This is a genomic window from Caulobacter sp. Root1472, assembly GCF_001426985.1.
GTDB classification, from domain to species: Bacteria; Pseudomonadota; Alphaproteobacteria; order Caulobacterales; family Caulobacteraceae; genus Caulobacter; species Caulobacter rhizosphaerae.
Window position 1 is genome coordinate 373248 of record NZ_LMFX01000012.1, and the last position, 13167, is coordinate 386414.

The 13167-nt window shown below is 68.9% G+C and carries 18 protein-coding genes; 11 read left to right on the forward strand and 7 right to left on the reverse strand.

Annotated elements, in window-relative coordinates:
- Nucleotides 1-5 precede the first annotated feature (5 nt).
- On the reverse strand, nucleotides 6-506 hold the full coding sequence (locus ASD47_RS10575) for a TIGR02281 family clan AA aspartic protease (RefSeq protein WP_056755509.1): 501 nt from the start codon (nucleotides 504-506) through the stop codon (nucleotides 6-8).
- Nucleotides 507-781: 275 nt separating this feature from the next.
- On the opposite strand from ASD47_RS10575, the gene ASD47_RS10580 reads away from it, so the two are divergent.
- Nucleotides 782-1138 (forward strand): hypothetical protein, encoded by a 357-nt coding sequence (locus ASD47_RS10580; protein WP_056755512.1) that lies wholly within the window; start codon nucleotides 782-784, stop codon nucleotides 1136-1138.
- A 7-nt stretch (nucleotides 1139-1145) separates the two neighbouring features.
- On the opposite strand, the gene ASD47_RS10585 is transcribed toward ASD47_RS10580, so the two are convergent.
- Nucleotides 1146-1361, reverse strand: a complete 216-nt coding sequence (locus ASD47_RS10585) for a DUF1289 domain-containing protein (RefSeq protein ID WP_056755727.1) — start codon at nucleotides 1359-1361, stop codon at nucleotides 1146-1148.
- Between the two features lie 147 nt (nucleotides 1362-1508).
- Here ASD47_RS10585 and ASD47_RS10590 point away from each other — a divergent pair, with 147 nt between their 5' ends.
- From ASD47_RS10590 to ASD47_RS10610, 5 genes are all read left to right on the forward strand, one after another.
- The gene (locus ASD47_RS10590) at nucleotides 1509-1874 is read left to right on the forward strand and encodes a hypothetical protein (protein ID WP_056755515.1); all 366 of its coding nucleotides are present in this window, start codon (nucleotides 1509-1511) and stop codon (nucleotides 1872-1874) included.
- A 62-nt stretch (nucleotides 1875-1936) separates the two neighbouring features.
- Complete coding sequence (locus ASD47_RS10595; protein ID WP_056755518.1) at nucleotides 1937-2830, forward strand: nicotinate-nucleotide--dimethylbenzimidazole phosphoribosyltransferase; 894 nt, start codon at nucleotides 1937-1939, stop codon at nucleotides 2828-2830.
- A gap of 253 nt (nucleotides 2831-3083) precedes the next feature.
- Nucleotides 3084-4298: an acyl-CoA dehydrogenase family protein gene (locus ASD47_RS10600; protein WP_056755521.1), complete on the forward strand. Its 1215-nt coding sequence runs from the start codon at nucleotides 3084-3086 to the stop codon at nucleotides 4296-4298.
- Nucleotides 4299-4357: 59 nt separating this feature from the next.
- On the forward strand, nucleotides 4358-4777 hold the full coding sequence (locus tag ASD47_RS10605; RefSeq protein ID WP_255355508.1) for an endonuclease domain-containing protein: 420 nt from the start codon (nucleotides 4358-4360) through the stop codon (nucleotides 4775-4777).
- Between the two features lie 13 nt (nucleotides 4778-4790).
- Nucleotides 4791-5948 (forward strand): acyl-CoA dehydrogenase family protein, encoded by a 1158-nt coding sequence (locus ASD47_RS10610; protein ID WP_056755526.1) that lies wholly within the window; start codon nucleotides 4791-4793, stop codon nucleotides 5946-5948.
- A 6-nt stretch (nucleotides 5949-5954) separates the two neighbouring features.
- Here ASD47_RS10610 and ASD47_RS27000 read toward each other — a convergent pair whose 3' ends face one another.
- The 3 genes from ASD47_RS27000 to ASD47_RS10620 form a co-directional block, all read right to left on the reverse strand.
- Nucleotides 5955-6314: a hypothetical protein gene (locus ASD47_RS27000; RefSeq protein WP_162251633.1), complete on the reverse strand. Its 360-nt coding sequence runs from the start codon at nucleotides 6312-6314 to the stop codon at nucleotides 5955-5957.
- Nucleotides 6315-6406: 92 nt separating this feature from the next.
- Nucleotides 6407-6721: a hypothetical protein gene (locus tag ASD47_RS10615; protein ID WP_056755529.1), complete on the reverse strand. Its 315-nt coding sequence runs from the start codon at nucleotides 6719-6721 to the stop codon at nucleotides 6407-6409.
- Between the two features lie 72 nt (nucleotides 6722-6793).
- Nucleotides 6794-7432: a TIGR00730 family Rossman fold protein gene (locus ASD47_RS10620; RefSeq protein ID WP_056755729.1), complete on the reverse strand. Its 639-nt coding sequence runs from the start codon at nucleotides 7430-7432 to the stop codon at nucleotides 6794-6796.
- A 115-nt stretch (nucleotides 7433-7547) separates the two neighbouring features.
- On the opposite strand from ASD47_RS10620, the gene ASD47_RS10625 reads away from it, so the two are divergent.
- The 4 genes from ASD47_RS10625 (at nucleotide 7548) to ASD47_RS10640 (ending at nucleotide 10999) form a co-directional block, all read left to right on the forward strand.
- Complete coding sequence (locus ASD47_RS10625) at nucleotides 7548-8366, forward strand: hypothetical protein (RefSeq protein ID WP_056755532.1); 819 nt, start codon at nucleotides 7548-7550, stop codon at nucleotides 8364-8366.
- Nucleotides 8363-10231, forward strand: coding sequence for an ABC transporter ATP-binding protein/permease (locus tag ASD47_RS10630; protein WP_056755535.1), 1869 nt, complete (start codon nucleotides 8363-8365; stop codon nucleotides 10229-10231). The genes ASD47_RS10625 and ASD47_RS10630 overlap by 4 nt, the downstream gene beginning before the upstream one ends.
- Nucleotides 10232-10286: 55 nt before the next feature.
- Nucleotides 10287-10469 carry a hypothetical protein gene (locus ASD47_RS10635; protein WP_056755538.1) on the forward strand — a complete coding sequence of 61 codons (183 nt, stop codon included), beginning with the start codon at nucleotides 10287-10289 and terminating at the stop codon, nucleotides 10467-10469.
- 92 nt (nucleotides 10470-10561) lie between these two features.
- Nucleotides 10562-10999 (forward strand): VOC family protein, encoded by a 438-nt coding sequence (locus ASD47_RS10640; protein WP_056755732.1) that lies wholly within the window; start codon nucleotides 10562-10564, stop codon nucleotides 10997-10999.
- Nucleotides 11000-11123: 124 nt separating this feature from the next.
- Here ASD47_RS10640 and ASD47_RS10645 read toward each other — a convergent pair whose 3' ends face one another.
- Nucleotides 11124-11558, reverse strand: coding sequence for a hypothetical protein (locus ASD47_RS10645; protein WP_056755540.1), 435 nt, complete (start codon nucleotides 11556-11558; stop codon nucleotides 11124-11126).
- A 94-nt stretch (nucleotides 11559-11652) separates the two neighbouring features.
- Nucleotides 11653-12729 (reverse strand): alkene reductase, encoded by a 1077-nt coding sequence (locus ASD47_RS10650; RefSeq protein WP_056755543.1) that lies wholly within the window; start codon nucleotides 12727-12729, stop codon nucleotides 11653-11655.
- Between the two features lie 193 nt (nucleotides 12730-12922).
- Between ASD47_RS10650 and ASD47_RS10655 the strand changes: the two genes are divergently transcribed.
- Nucleotides 12923-13138, forward strand: a complete 216-nt coding sequence (locus tag ASD47_RS10655; RefSeq protein WP_056755546.1) for a hypothetical protein — start codon at nucleotides 12923-12925, stop codon at nucleotides 13136-13138.
- Nucleotides 13139-13167 lie beyond the last annotated feature (29 nt).

The window sequence follows — 13167 nt, forward strand, 5'->3', positions numbered from 1 at the left end:
CCGGCTCAGGAGCGCAGCACCAGGGCGCGCGGCGTAGCCTGGAAGCTGGACAGCCGGCCCAGATAGCTCATGCCCAGCAGCGAAGTCTCCAGACCCTTCTCCACCACCAGGGCCTCGACGTCGCGCACCTGGGCGCCGGCCACCGAGACGCTGGCCAACTTGACCGAGGCGGCGCGGGTCTGGCCCGAAGCGGTCACGACCTTGTAGCTGTAGTCCAGCGCCTTGGTGTCGATGCCCAGCCGCTTGGCGTCGGTCTGGCTGAGGGCGACGGCGGTGGCTCCGGTGTCGATCAGGAAGCGCACGGCGCGACCATCGACCTTGGCCTCGGCCCAGAAATGGCCGTCGGCCGCCTTGACGATCTGGGCGGCGCCGTCATCGGCGGTCGCCACGGCCGGGGCGGGGCCGCGCAGGTCCGGCTGGCGCAGGTCGTCCAGCGACACGACGGCCTTCGCCGCCCCGACCGCCGAGAGTGCGCCTACCATTGCGATGGCCGCGAACTTGAACATCGAAGTCACCCCGCCATACCGGCTTGCTGACCGTTTCTACGGCCGTTGCGGGGAGCATAGTCGCGAATGGGTTTTCAACCGGTGAATCGCGGCGTTCACAGTTCAGTAAAGTTAACAAATTGCCGGTCGAATGGAAAATTAAAAAGCTGTAATACTTATCAATGCTAACGTTACATTCGAGTAATGTGCAAGATGACTTCGATTTAACTTCAATTCAGCGCGGTGCGGCAGCATATGGTGTTCATCAAATCAGTGCTTGTTGAGGGAACAACGCCATGAAGAAGGTCATCATCGCCGCCGCCGTCGCGCTTTCCGCGTTGGCCGGGGCGGCCCAGGCCGCCGAAGTCAGCAACACCCAGTTCCTGCAAGCCGCCCGATGCCGCGGCCTGGCCGCCTCGGAAGGCTTGGGCAAGCTGGACACCGCCGGCATCGACGCGTTCCTCAAGCAGGAAACCGGCGCCCGCGAATTGCCGGTCCGCGTATCGGCCAACAACAAGATCTCGGGCGCGCAGAAGGAAGGCGACAAGGCCGACGGCGCCAAGAAGGAAAAGCTGCTGGCCGAACGTTCCGGGGCTTGCTCGGCGTGGCTGGGCGGCGCCGCGACCGGCGCGGCCATGAACACCGCGAACTAGGGACCGCCTAGCCCCGGCCGGCCATCGGGTCGGCCATCGGGTCAGGGCGGTGGGGCAGGGCGGCCATGATCGCCGACCGCTCCTCGTCGCTCAAGCGAGCCCAGCCGGCGATCTCCGGAAGGGTTCGCCGGCAACCCAGGCAGAAGCCGCTCCGCCCATCCACCGCGCACACCTTCACGCAGGGCGTGGCGATCGGACGGGGCGGGCGGGGCGCCGAATTCAGGGCGTCCTCGTCACGGGCTTTAGGGGGCGTGGCCGAGCTCATGTCCCGTATGTCGCCGTTCCAGGCGGACCGCGCAAGGGCGGCTCGCGGCGCGCGCCAGCACGTCGATCGCGTCTGTAACCTCTCTTCCAAGAACAAGGAGCCGTCATGCGTATTCTCGGTCTTACCATCGCCGCCGCGCTCGCCGCCTCGGCGGCCGCCCCGGCCTTCGCCGCCGATCGCGTCAGCGACAGTGAACTGGTGCGGGCTTCGCGCTGCCTTGGCCTGGCCCAGGCCGCCAACCTGGGGACGTCGGACGCGACGGCGTTGCAGGCCTTTGTCAAGACCCAGGGCCGCGGCCGCGATCCCTTGGTCCAGGACCGGGTCGAAGCCGCCGAGCGGTCCGCCAAGTCCCAGGCCGGCAAGGCCAAGGACGCCCTCAAGGCGTCGTTGATCGCCGAGCGCGACGGAGCCTGCAAGGCGCTGGTGGAGACGTCGTCGACCGCCTCGGTCGCAACGCCCGCCGGGGCCTGAAGCCCCCGACCGGATCGAAGCGGACTTTGCATCGGGCGCGGTCTGGCTTAAGCCCGCGGCCCATGACCGTTTCCTCGCCCGCCGCTTCGCCCTTCGACGACATCCGCCAACTGGCCGCCGACGCGCCGGCCGCTCCGGCCTCGACCTTCGAAGGCGGTGATCGTCTGGCCGAGATCTCCGCATGGCTGACGGCCTGGACCGGCAAGACGCCGCCGGTCGTGCTCCGCCCGGTCGTCGCCCTGTATGCCGGCGCGCGCCAGGGCGTGGGGCCGCGCGGCTACGCTCGCGAGCGCCTGGAAGCCGTGGCCGCCGGCGGGGCCAATGTCTGCCGCATCGCCGGCGTCCAGGGCGCAGGCCTGGAAGCCTTCGATCTGGCCATCGACCGTCCGACGCCCGACGCGGCCGCCAAGGCGTCGATGAGCGAGAAGGAATGCGCCGCGACCATGGCCTTCGGCATGGAGGCGCTGGCCAAGCAGCCCGACCTGCTGATCCCCGGCGTGATCGCCGCCGAGACCGACCGCGCCGCCGGCGCCATCGCCCTGGCCCTGGTCGGCGGCGAGGCTTCGGACTGGAGCGATGCGCCCGAACCGGTCGCCGCCGCCGTGACCCGCGCCGCCGGCGAGGACAACCTGTCCGACCCGCTGCAGGCCCTGCGCCAGCTGGGCGGTCGCGAAACCGCCGCCCTGGTCGGGGCGATCCTGGCCGCCCGGGTCCAGAAGATTCCCGTCCTGCTGGACGGCTACGCCGCCGCCGCCGCCGCGGCGGTGCTGCACGCGATCGATCCGGCCCTGATCGCCCACTGCCAGGCCAGCCATGTCGGGACCGCCAAGGGCCACGCCCGCCTGCTGGAGGCGTTGGGCAAGCGGCCGCTGATCAACCTGGACATCGCCGAGGAGGAGGGGGTCGGCGGCGTGACGGCCCTGGCCCTGGTGCGGCTGGCCTGCGAGGTTCGGTGACCCCCTGCGTCCTTCGAGGCTCGCCTTCGGCTCACACCTCAGGATGAGGACCACTTTCGCACTGAATTCCTCTTCCTGAGGCGCCCGCGCAGCGGGCCTCGAAGGGCGCATGGCCCGTCCGTTCCAGCGTCAACCTGAACATTGTTTACGTTGACGCTAAGGTCATCTTTCCAAACGCCCGTTCGAACTCTAAGGTGACTCCCGAAAAGCCAAAGACGGCCCCTTGAAGAGGGTCGGTTTCCGGGAGTCCGCCATGAACCTCGATTTCTCGCCCGAAGACGTCGCGTTCCGCGACGAGGTCCGCGCCTTCATCGCCGAGAACTACCCCGCCGGCCTGCGCGAGAAGCAGGAGGAGGGCGAGGAGATGGCCAAGGAGGATTTCCTGTCCTGGCACCGCGTCCTGGCCAAGAAGGGCTGGGTGGCGCCGGCCTGGCCGGAGAAGTACGGCGGCCCGGGCTGGACCTCGGTGCAGCGCTACATCTGGTCGGAAGAGACCGCCCGCGCCGACTGCGTGCCGATCCTGCCGTTCGGCATCAACATGGTCGGGCCGGTGATCTACACCTTCGCCACCCCCGAGCAGAAGGAACGCTTCCTGCCGCCCACCCTGTCGGGCGACATCTGGTGGGCCCAGGGCTATTCGGAGCCGGGCGCTGGGTCGGACCTGGCCAGCCTGAAGACCAAGGCCGAGCGTTTCACCGGCGACGACGGCAAGGAATACTACCTGGTCAACGGCCAGAAGACCTGGACCACCCTGGCCCAGCACGGCGACTGGATCTTCTGCCTGGTCCGCACCGACCCGAACGCCAAGATCCAGGAAGGCATCTCGTTCCTGCTGATCGACATGAAGTCGCCGGGCGTGACCGTGCGGCCGATCATCACCTTGGGTGGCGAGCACGAGGTCAACGAGGTCTGGCTGGAGAACGTCAAGGTGCCGGTCGAGAACCGCATCTACGAGGAGAACAAGGGCTGGACCTGCGCCAAGTTCCTGCTGGCCCACGAGCGTAGCGGCATCGCCGGCGTGGCCCGCTCCAAGCGCGGCATCGAGCGCATCCGCCAGATCGCCTCCACCGAGTTGGGCGACGACGGCCAGCCCCTGCTGGCCGACCCGGCCTTCAAGCGCAAGGTCGCCGACCTGGAGATCGACCTGACCGCGCTGGAATATACCGAGCTGCGCACCCTCGCCGGCGAGGCGGCGGGCAAGGGGCCGGGTCCGGAATCCTCGGTCCTGAAGATCAAGGGCACCGAGATCCAGCAGCGGATCACCGAACTGGTGCTGGAGGCGGCCGGCCACTATGGCGCGCCGTACTTCCGCGGCTTCCCGAACGACGGCGACAACGCCCACCCGATCGGTCCCGACTGGGCTCACCGCGCCGCCCCGACCTATTTCAACGTCCGCAAGACCTCGATCTACGGCGGCTCCAACGAGATCCAGCGCAACATCATCGCCAAGATGGTGCTGGGGCTTTGATGAAGGCCTGAGCATTTGCAGTTCCCCTCCCCCTTGCGGGGAGGGGGTAGGGGGTGGGGGTGTCAGCACGAACGCCAGGACCTTTGCACACATCCGAGCGGGCCGATCGAGCAGCCCGTCGAATGCGTCGCGAGCCGACCCTGGCCGAAAAGCTGTTCTGGAAGGCGTTGCGAAAGATCGAGATCCCTGGATCGCACTTTCGCCGCCAGTCTTCCCTGGGCCCCTACGTCGTGGACTTCGTCTGCCACCATCATCGTGTGATCATCGAGGTGGACGGTGGAATTCACGACTTGCCCCACGTGGCGTCCCGTGACGCCGACCGCCAATCCTGGCTTGAATCGCGTGGCTATACGGTCATCCGTATTCCAAACGAGTTGGCCATCTACGACCCGCATACCGCCGTCCAGCGCGTAATCTCGATCCTCGACGCTGGCTCCCCCACCCCCAACCCCTCCCCGCAAGGGGGAGGGGAGCGATAAGAGGAAACCTGGGATGGACTTCAACTTCACCGAAGAGCAGTCGATGGTTCGCGACACGGTCGCGAGCTTCCTGCAGGACAAGTACGACTTCGAGACCCGCCGCAAGATCGTGGCGTCCGAGAGCGGATGGCGCGCCGACTACTGGAAGGCCTTCGCCGAGGAGCTCGGCATCCTGGGCGCCTCGTTCAGCGAGGAACTGGGCGGCCTGGGCGGCGGCGCGATCGACAACATGATCATCATGGAGGAGTTCGGTAAGGCGCTGGTCATCGAGCCCTATCTGGGCACGGTGGTGATCGGCGGCGGCTTCATGAAGCACTCGGGCTACGCCGGCGCGGCGTCGGTGATCGAGGGCATCGTCGGCGGGACCACGACCATCGCCTTCGCCTATGCCGAGCCGCAGGCCCGCTACACCTGGCGCGACCTGAAGACCACGGCCAGGAAGGACGGCGCGGGCTATGTCCTGAACGGCCACAAGGCCGTGGTGGTTGGCGCGCCGTTCGCCAGCCACCTGGTGGTCACGGCCCGCACGGGCGGCGCGCAACGCGACGCCGGCGGGGTTTCGGTGTTCCTGATCGACAAGAGCCTGCCGGGCGTCGTCACCCGCGACTATCCCACGGTCGACGGCGGCCGCGCTTCGGAGGTCTATTTCGAGAACGTCTCGATCCCGGCCGACGCCCTGATCGGCGAAGAGGGCGGCGGCCTGCCGCTGGTCGACAAGGTGATCGACGAGGCCACGGCCGCCGTCGGGGCCGAGGCCGTGGGCGTGCTGCGCAAGCTGCACGAGGGCACGCTGGACTACGCCAAGCAGCGCAAGCAGTTCGGTACGGCCATCTCCAACTTCCAGGTGCTGCAGCATCGGATGGTCGACATGTTCATCGAGGTCGAGCAGGCCGTGTCGATGACCTACATGGCCACCATCAAGCTGGACGAGAGCGACGACGAGCGCGCCAAGGCCGTCTCGGCCGCCAAGGTCCGCATCGGCCGGGCCTGCAAGTTCGTGGGCCAGAACGCCATCCAGATCCACGGCGGCATGGGCATGACCGACGAGCTGGCCATCGGCCACTATTTCAAGCGCGCCTCGATCATCGAGGGCCTGTTCGGGTCGGTCGACCACCACCTGAAGCGCTACGAATCGCTGTCGTTCGGACCGGCGAGCAGCCAGGCGGCCTGACACCGTCTACGGACGAGGGACGCTCGAAGACGAAAGCGCCCGCGACACGCCGTCGCGGGCGCTTTTTTCTTGGCGGACAAAGGCTTTGCACGCCAAGGCGATCGGGTTCGTCCGTGTGCGGATTTCGTCAGGGTTCGGACTGTTCCTGTTGCGTCGAGCCTCCGTCGGCGCATGCTTGGTCTCGACGCGCTGACGGGAGACGCCGCCGATGAACGTATCGAGAATGAGCCACGCCATGCTGTCCTTCGCCCTGATGGGCGGGATGCTGGTCGGGGGAAGGCGCCCACCGAAGCCGCCCGTCGCCGAGCCCAAGCCGTCCGGCCGGAAATAGAGCTTGGCGCGGAACGTGGAGACCGGTTTCCGCAAGAGCGATGCGTAGGAAAAGATTTGGAGCAGAAAAAAGGGCGGCCGCGCTTGGCGGTCCGCCCCTGTCTCACGTTTGGAACAGCCGTGCTGGCTTACGACTTGGCGACCGTATTGCAGTCGGCAAGGCCGGCGGCGTCCAGGTCCTGGCCGCGATAGTTGAAGCTGACGATCGGGCCGAGCTCGGCGGCGACCTTGCGGCAGGCACGGCCGATCGGCAGCGACTTGACCTGAGGGGCGGCGCAGACGTCGCCGTTGCAGCGCCACATGGCGCCGTCCTGGATCAGGGTGGGCGCCTTGCTGGGCGCCTTCAGCTTGAGAACCGCGCCTTCGGCGGCGAAGGCGCTGGTCGCCATACCAGCAGTGGACAGGGCGGAGGCCGCGACCAGCGCGGTCATGAAGATACGCATGCTTGTTTCCTGTAATCCCCTAACGCCGACACTGGGAGGCCGGCTTCGGATACAATTGGTTGCGTTTTGCAACTAAGTCAACAAACGAACGTTTGACGCGGCGTCTTCACCGCCGGTTTCCGCCAGCCAGGCAAGCAGAGTCGGCGTGATGTCGGCCGCCTTCTCCGCCACCCGCCAGCAGTCCGCCAGGGAGGGTGGGGTCAGGCCCTGGTCGATGGTGTGGCGCAGCAGGGCGAACAGCGGGTCCCAGAAGCCGCCGGGATTGTGGAAGACGATCGGCTTGCGGTGCAGGTCCAGGCGCCGCCAGGACAGGAGTTCGATGATCTCCTCCAGGGTGCCGATGCCGCCGGGCAGCACCACGAAGGCGTCCGATCGCTCGAACATCATCATCTTGCGCTCATGCATCGAGGTGACGATCACCGTCTCGACGTCGTCGAACGGCTGCTCGCGGCCGCGCAGGAACTTGGGGATGATGCCCAGCACCCGTCCGCCGGCCGCATGGGCGCCCCGCGCGGTCGCGCCCATCAGCCCCACGCCGCCGCCGCCATAGACCAGTTTCAGGCCGGCCCTGGCGAAGTCGCCGCCGATCTGGAACGCCGCTTCCAGGAACGCCGGGTCGGCCGTGTTCGACGAGCCGCAATAGACGCAGACGGCCTTGGCGGCCGCGGCGGGCTCCGCGACGGCGGCTTGGCCGCTGGACAGGTCGGTCATCGTCGTCCACTCCAGAAAATAAACAGCGCGCCGGTCCTTGTCTCCAAGGGCGGCGCGCCGCACGTGAACAGCCAAGAAGCGGGCCGTCGGGGCGTCGTCGGCCGTTGGATACGCCATGATCAGGATTCGCGAGATCGGTTTCAAGTCGACCTGCGCCGTCGCGGTGCTGGCCCTGCTGGCGCTGGGCGCCTGCGGGCGCGACGACAAGGGTTGGCGGCGCGATCCGGCGACCGCCAAGATCGAGCAGGTTTCGTCGCGGGACAGCTATCTGAAGCCGCCCAGCCTGGTGTCGGCGGTCCGCCAGGGCGACGCCGTGGCGCTGTCGGGACAGGCCGAGCCCCTGGCCAGCGTGCGGCTGGGCGCGCCGACCGGCGAGGCACTGCTGGGCAAGGCCGATGCGGCGGGCGCCTGGCGGCTGGTGGCGCCCCTGGCCGCCGAACCCCGGCTCTACGGCCTGTCGATGACCATGGAGGGACGCACCGTCCAGGCCCAGGGCTATCTGATGGTCGCGCCCAGCGGGGCGGCGGTGCTGCTGCGGGCCGGGGCGGGCGCGGAGGTGATGGGCCAGAGCTCGCCGTCGCCCCGCATCCTGGCGATCGACTATGACCGCAGCGGCGGAGGCGTGATCTCCGGCGTCGGCGCGCCCGGCGCGGGTCTGGGCGTGCGCGTCGACCGTGTCACACGGGGCGAGGGCAAGGTCGGCGAGGACGGCCGTTTCTCGATCTCGCTCGACCAGCCGCTGGCCGGTGGAACCCACGTGATCCAGGTCGCGGGCGAGGGCGGCGAGCAGCAGGTGGTCGTCGACGTCGCTCCGCCCACGCCGCCCCGGGGCGGACCGGCGTCCTCGACCCTGACCGCCGCGGGCTGGCGCGTTGACTGGATGACCCCGGGCGGCGGCGTGCAGAGCACCCAATTGCTGGGCGCGGCCCGATGAGGGGCATGGCGTCGCGATCCGGAGCCGTGGCTGGCGCGGTGGCGCCTCCTGAGGTCAAAGCCAACGGCTGGAAGGCCCTGGCCGACCTGTTCAGCCTGGTGATGCGTTCCAAGGCGCCCGGACTGCGCTGGCGCGTCACCTTGGCCCTGGTCTTCACCTTCGCCGGCAAGTTCCTGGGCGTGATCGCGCCCCTGCTGCTGGGCAAGGCGGTCAATGCGCTGAGCGCCGGGCAGGGGGCGGCGGTGCAGGTCGGCCTGACCTTCGCCGCCCTGGCCGGCGGCTGGGCGCTGATCCGCTTCATCGCCGCCGTCGCGCCCCAGGCGCGCGACGCCGTGTTCACGCCCGTCGCCCAGGCGGCCCAGACCCGCGCGGCCGTCGAGACCTTCGCCCACGCCCTGTCGCTGTCGATCGACTTCCACCAGACCAAGCGCACGGGCTCGCTGTCTCGGGTGATCGACCGGGGCGCGCGGTCGATGGATTTCCTGCTGCGCGGCCTGGTGTTCAACATCGCGCCGACGGCGGTCGAGCTGGTCATGGCCGCCATCGTGCTGGCCAAGGCCTATGACTGGCGCTTCGCCCTGACGGCGGTGGTCACCGTCGTGATCTATGGCGTGGTGACCTTCGCCATCTCGGATTGGCGGATCGGCCATCGGCGGGTGATGAACGAGGCCGACGCCGAAGCCGCCGGGCGCGCTGTCGACGCGCTGCTGAACTACGAGACGGTCAAGGCCTTCGGGGCCGAGGAGCGGGCGGTCGGCGGCTACGACGCCGCCCTGACGGCCTATGGCGCGGCCAATATCAAGGCGACCAACTCCCTGACCCTGCTCAACAGCGTGCAGTCGGCGGTGATGAGCCTGGGGCTGGGCGTGATGGCGATCCTGGCCGGGGGCGAGGCGGCCGCGGGCCGGATCGGCCCTGGCGACGTCACCGCCGCCGTGCTGATCCTGGTCAACCTGTACGGTCCGCTGAACATCCTGGGCTTCGCCTATCGCGAGATCCGCCAGTCCTTCATCGACATGGAGGCCATGCTCGACCTGCGCCGGGCCCAGCCGGACGTGGCCGACGCCGCGGACGCCGTCGACCTGCCGCCGCCCGCCGACCGGCGGGGCGGGGCGGTGGCCTTCGAGGGCGTGTCGTTCCGCCACGGCGCGCGGTCGGAAGGCCTGCAGGCCGTGACGTTCGCCGCCCTGCCGGGGACCACCGTCGCCATCGTCGGCCCCTCGGGCGCGGGCAAGACCACCCTGGTGCGTCTGGCCCTGCGGATGATCGACCCCCAGGCTGGCCGGGTCACCCTGGACGGCCACGACCTGAAGGCGCTGAAACAAGCCTCGCTGCGCCGGGCCGTCGCCCTGGTGCCGCAGGACGTGGCGCTGTTCAACGACACCCTGATGGCCAACATCGCCTTCGCGCGTCCGGACGCCTCGGAGGTGGACGTCTGGGCCGCGGCCGAGGCGGCGGAACTGGGCGAGTTCATCCGCAACCTGCCCGAGGCCATGGAGACCAAGGTCGGCGAGCGCGGGCTGAAGCTGTCGGGCGGCGAGCGCCAGCGCGTGGGCATCGCCCGGGCGCTGCTGGCCGACCCCCGCGTGCTGATCCTGGACGAGGCGACCAGCGCCCTGGACAGCCGCACCGAGGCGGCCATCCAGGCCACCCTGCGCAAGGCCCGGGCCGGCCGCACGACCCTGGTAGTGGCCCACCGCCTGTCGACCATCGCCGACGCCGACGAGATCATCGTGCTGCGCCGGGGAAAGGTCGTGGAGCGCGGCGCCCACGCGGCGCTTTTGGAGGCCGGCGGCGAATACGCGGCGTTGTGGCGGCGGCAGACTCGGGAGAAACCTGTGGAAGCGGGGGCGGTCGTCGATTGATATCCGAAAACCGCCATTGTAGAACGAATGTAGAACATCAACGGCGATGACTGTCATGCTGACGCGAAAGATCGATCGGGCCCTGGACGCGATGGCCGCCTGCAAGGACCGGGTGCCGGCCCTGCGCGAGATCTACCGCGCCGACAGCCCCGAGGGCCTGGCCCTGGGCCATCTGATGGAAGCCGTCGAGCGCGCCCAGCAGGCGCTGCAAGGCCCGACCGCGCGGGCCGGCGAATAGGCCTTCAGGACCGTTCCCGCCGATAAATGTGGGGTGCGGCGGCGGAGGGCGGCTATATCCTGCGCCACGCCGACCCGATCCCAGGAGCCGCCATGCGCTATCTGCACACCATGGTCCGCGTGAAGGACCTCGACGCCTCGCTGCGGTTCTATTGCCAAGGCCTGGGCCTGACCGAGATGTACCGGACGGAGAACGACAGGGGCCGCTTCACCCTGGTGTTCCTGGCCGCGCCGGAGGATGTTGAACTGGCCCGGGAGCGCAAGGCGCCGTTGGTCGAGCTGACCTACAACTGGGATCCCGAGGACTATCAGGGCGGGCGCAATTTCGGCCATCTGGCCTACCGGGTCGACGACATCTACGAAACCTGCCAGCGGCTGATGGACATGGGCGTGACGATCAACCGCCCGCCGCGCGACGGCCACATGGCCTTCGTCCGTTCGCCAGACAACATCTCGATCGAGCTGCTGCAGGACGGCAGCCTGGAACCGGCCGAGCCATGGGTTTCGATGCCCAACACGGGGGCTTGGTAGCGGGGTAGCGGGCCGACGATCGCTTCGCTCGCGAAGGTCTCGCGGTTCGCCTGGATCCCCAACAAGCGCTCAGCGTTTTCCGGGAGGGAAACTCACAGAGTGTCGGGACCTTCGAGTTCGCCGGTCAGACCAGCTTCACCCTGGGCTCGGGGGGCTGGTACGCCGCCGCCAGGGCTTCCAGGCGGACGGCTGGGTCGTCGATGATCGCCAGCCAGGCCAGGCGCGCCAGTTCCTGCCGATAATCGGCGGCATAGCCGACCGAAAACGGAGAGGGCGTGCTGCCGGGCGGTTCGGCGGCTTTGGCGTTGACCAGCTTCTGTCGGGCCAGGACGGCGGGCCGATCGATCAGGATCTCGCCTTCGCCGCCCGCCACCCAGCCGTCGACCAGGGCGCAGGCGGCCACGGCGTGAAAGACCATGACGGGCAGGGTGCGTTTCTGCGGCGCCGGCTCGGCCGCCATGGTCGGCTTGGCGGCGTTGGCCGGGCTGGTGATGTGGAAGGCCAGGGCGTTGGCGCCGCGCTGCAAGACGGTCTTCCAGTGATCGTTGGTCGCGCTCATGGTTAAGCCTGTATCCGCTACGCGCCGCGTGGTGAAGTCCCAACGCGGCAATTGGCGCGGCGGATACAGGCTTGAGGTCAAATCCCGTGTCGGCCTATTCGGCCGCGGCCGGGACGGGCGTCCTCAAGGCGGGATAGTCGGTATAGCCGCGACCGTCGCCGCCGTAGAAGGTCGACGGGTCCGGATCGTTCAGCGGCGCGCCGACGCGCAGGCGCTCCACCAGGTCTGGATTGGCGATATACGCCTTGCCGAACGCCACGGCGTCGGCCTTGCCGGCGTCCAGGGCCGCTTGGGCGGTGGCGGCGGTGAACTTCTCGTTGACGATGTAGACGCCCCCGAACGCCTTCTTCAGGTCGGCGGCCAGGCTGTCGGGGCCGTCATATTCGCGGGCGCACAGGAAGGCGACGCCGCGCTGGCCCAGTTCCCTGGCCACGTAGCCGAAGGTGGCGGCCAGGTTGCTGTCGCCCATGGAGTGGCTGTCGGCGCGCGGCGCCAGGTGCATGCCGACCCGGCCGGGGCCGAACACTGAGGCGGCGGCGTCGGCGACCTCCAGCATCAGCCGGGCGCGGTTCTCGATCGAGCCGCCGTAGCGGTCGGTCCGCTGGTTGGAGCCGTCCTGCAGGAACTGGTCGATCAGGTAGCCGTTGGCGCCGTGGATCTCGACCCCGTCGAAGCCGGCGGCCTTGGCGTTTTCGGCCCCCTTGCGGAAGGCCTCGACCACGCCGACCACCTCGTCGGTCGTCAGGGGGCGGGGCGTGGGGTAGGGGCGTTCAGGACGCAGCAGGCTGACATGGCCCTTGGCCGCGATGGCGCTGGGGCCGACCGGAAGCTCGCCGCCGTGGAACGACGGATCGGACACCCGGCCCACGTGCCAGATCTGCATGAAGATGCGGCCGCCCTTGTCGTGCACGGCCTTGGTGACCTGCTTCCAGCCTTCGACCTGCGCCTGGGACCAGATGCCCGGCACGCCCTGGTAGCCGACGCCCTGCGGCGTGACCGGTACGCCTTCGGTGATCAGCAGGCCGGCCGAGGCCCGCTGGGCGTAGTAGTCGGCCATCAGGGCGTTGGGGATCTGGGTGGGCCCGGCCCGCAGGCGGGTCAGCGGCGCCATGACGACGCGGTTGGGCAGCTCAAGATCGCCAAGACGAAGCGGATCGAACAGAGTGGGCATGAAACAGTCCCTGCAGCGTTTTGCCGACCCCACGTCGGCGCCTCGCATATCTGGTCCTCCGCGCCGCTATCGCAACTGCCACAGGCTCTGATTTTATTCTGGCGGCCGCCGCAGGGAATCTGCGAGGCGGCGCGGGGGAACGGGCCCGCTCCCCGGTCGTTGCTTGGGACCAGACTTGAGACGGAGACTCGCCATGGCCCAACCCGACGTCACCAACGGCGACGAGACCGACGACGCCTACGATCCTTCGACGGTCGAGGCCAACCGCAACATCCAGCAGGGCGGCGGCGTGGGCGCCCGCGACCTGGCCCGGCAGGACGAGCCGGCCGAGATCGTCACGCCCGACGGCGACGACAGCGACGATGACGCGCCGGTCGAGGCGTTGGGAACCGCCCATCCGAAGACCTGAGCGCCGTCGCGAAGGACGGCGGCGGCGGA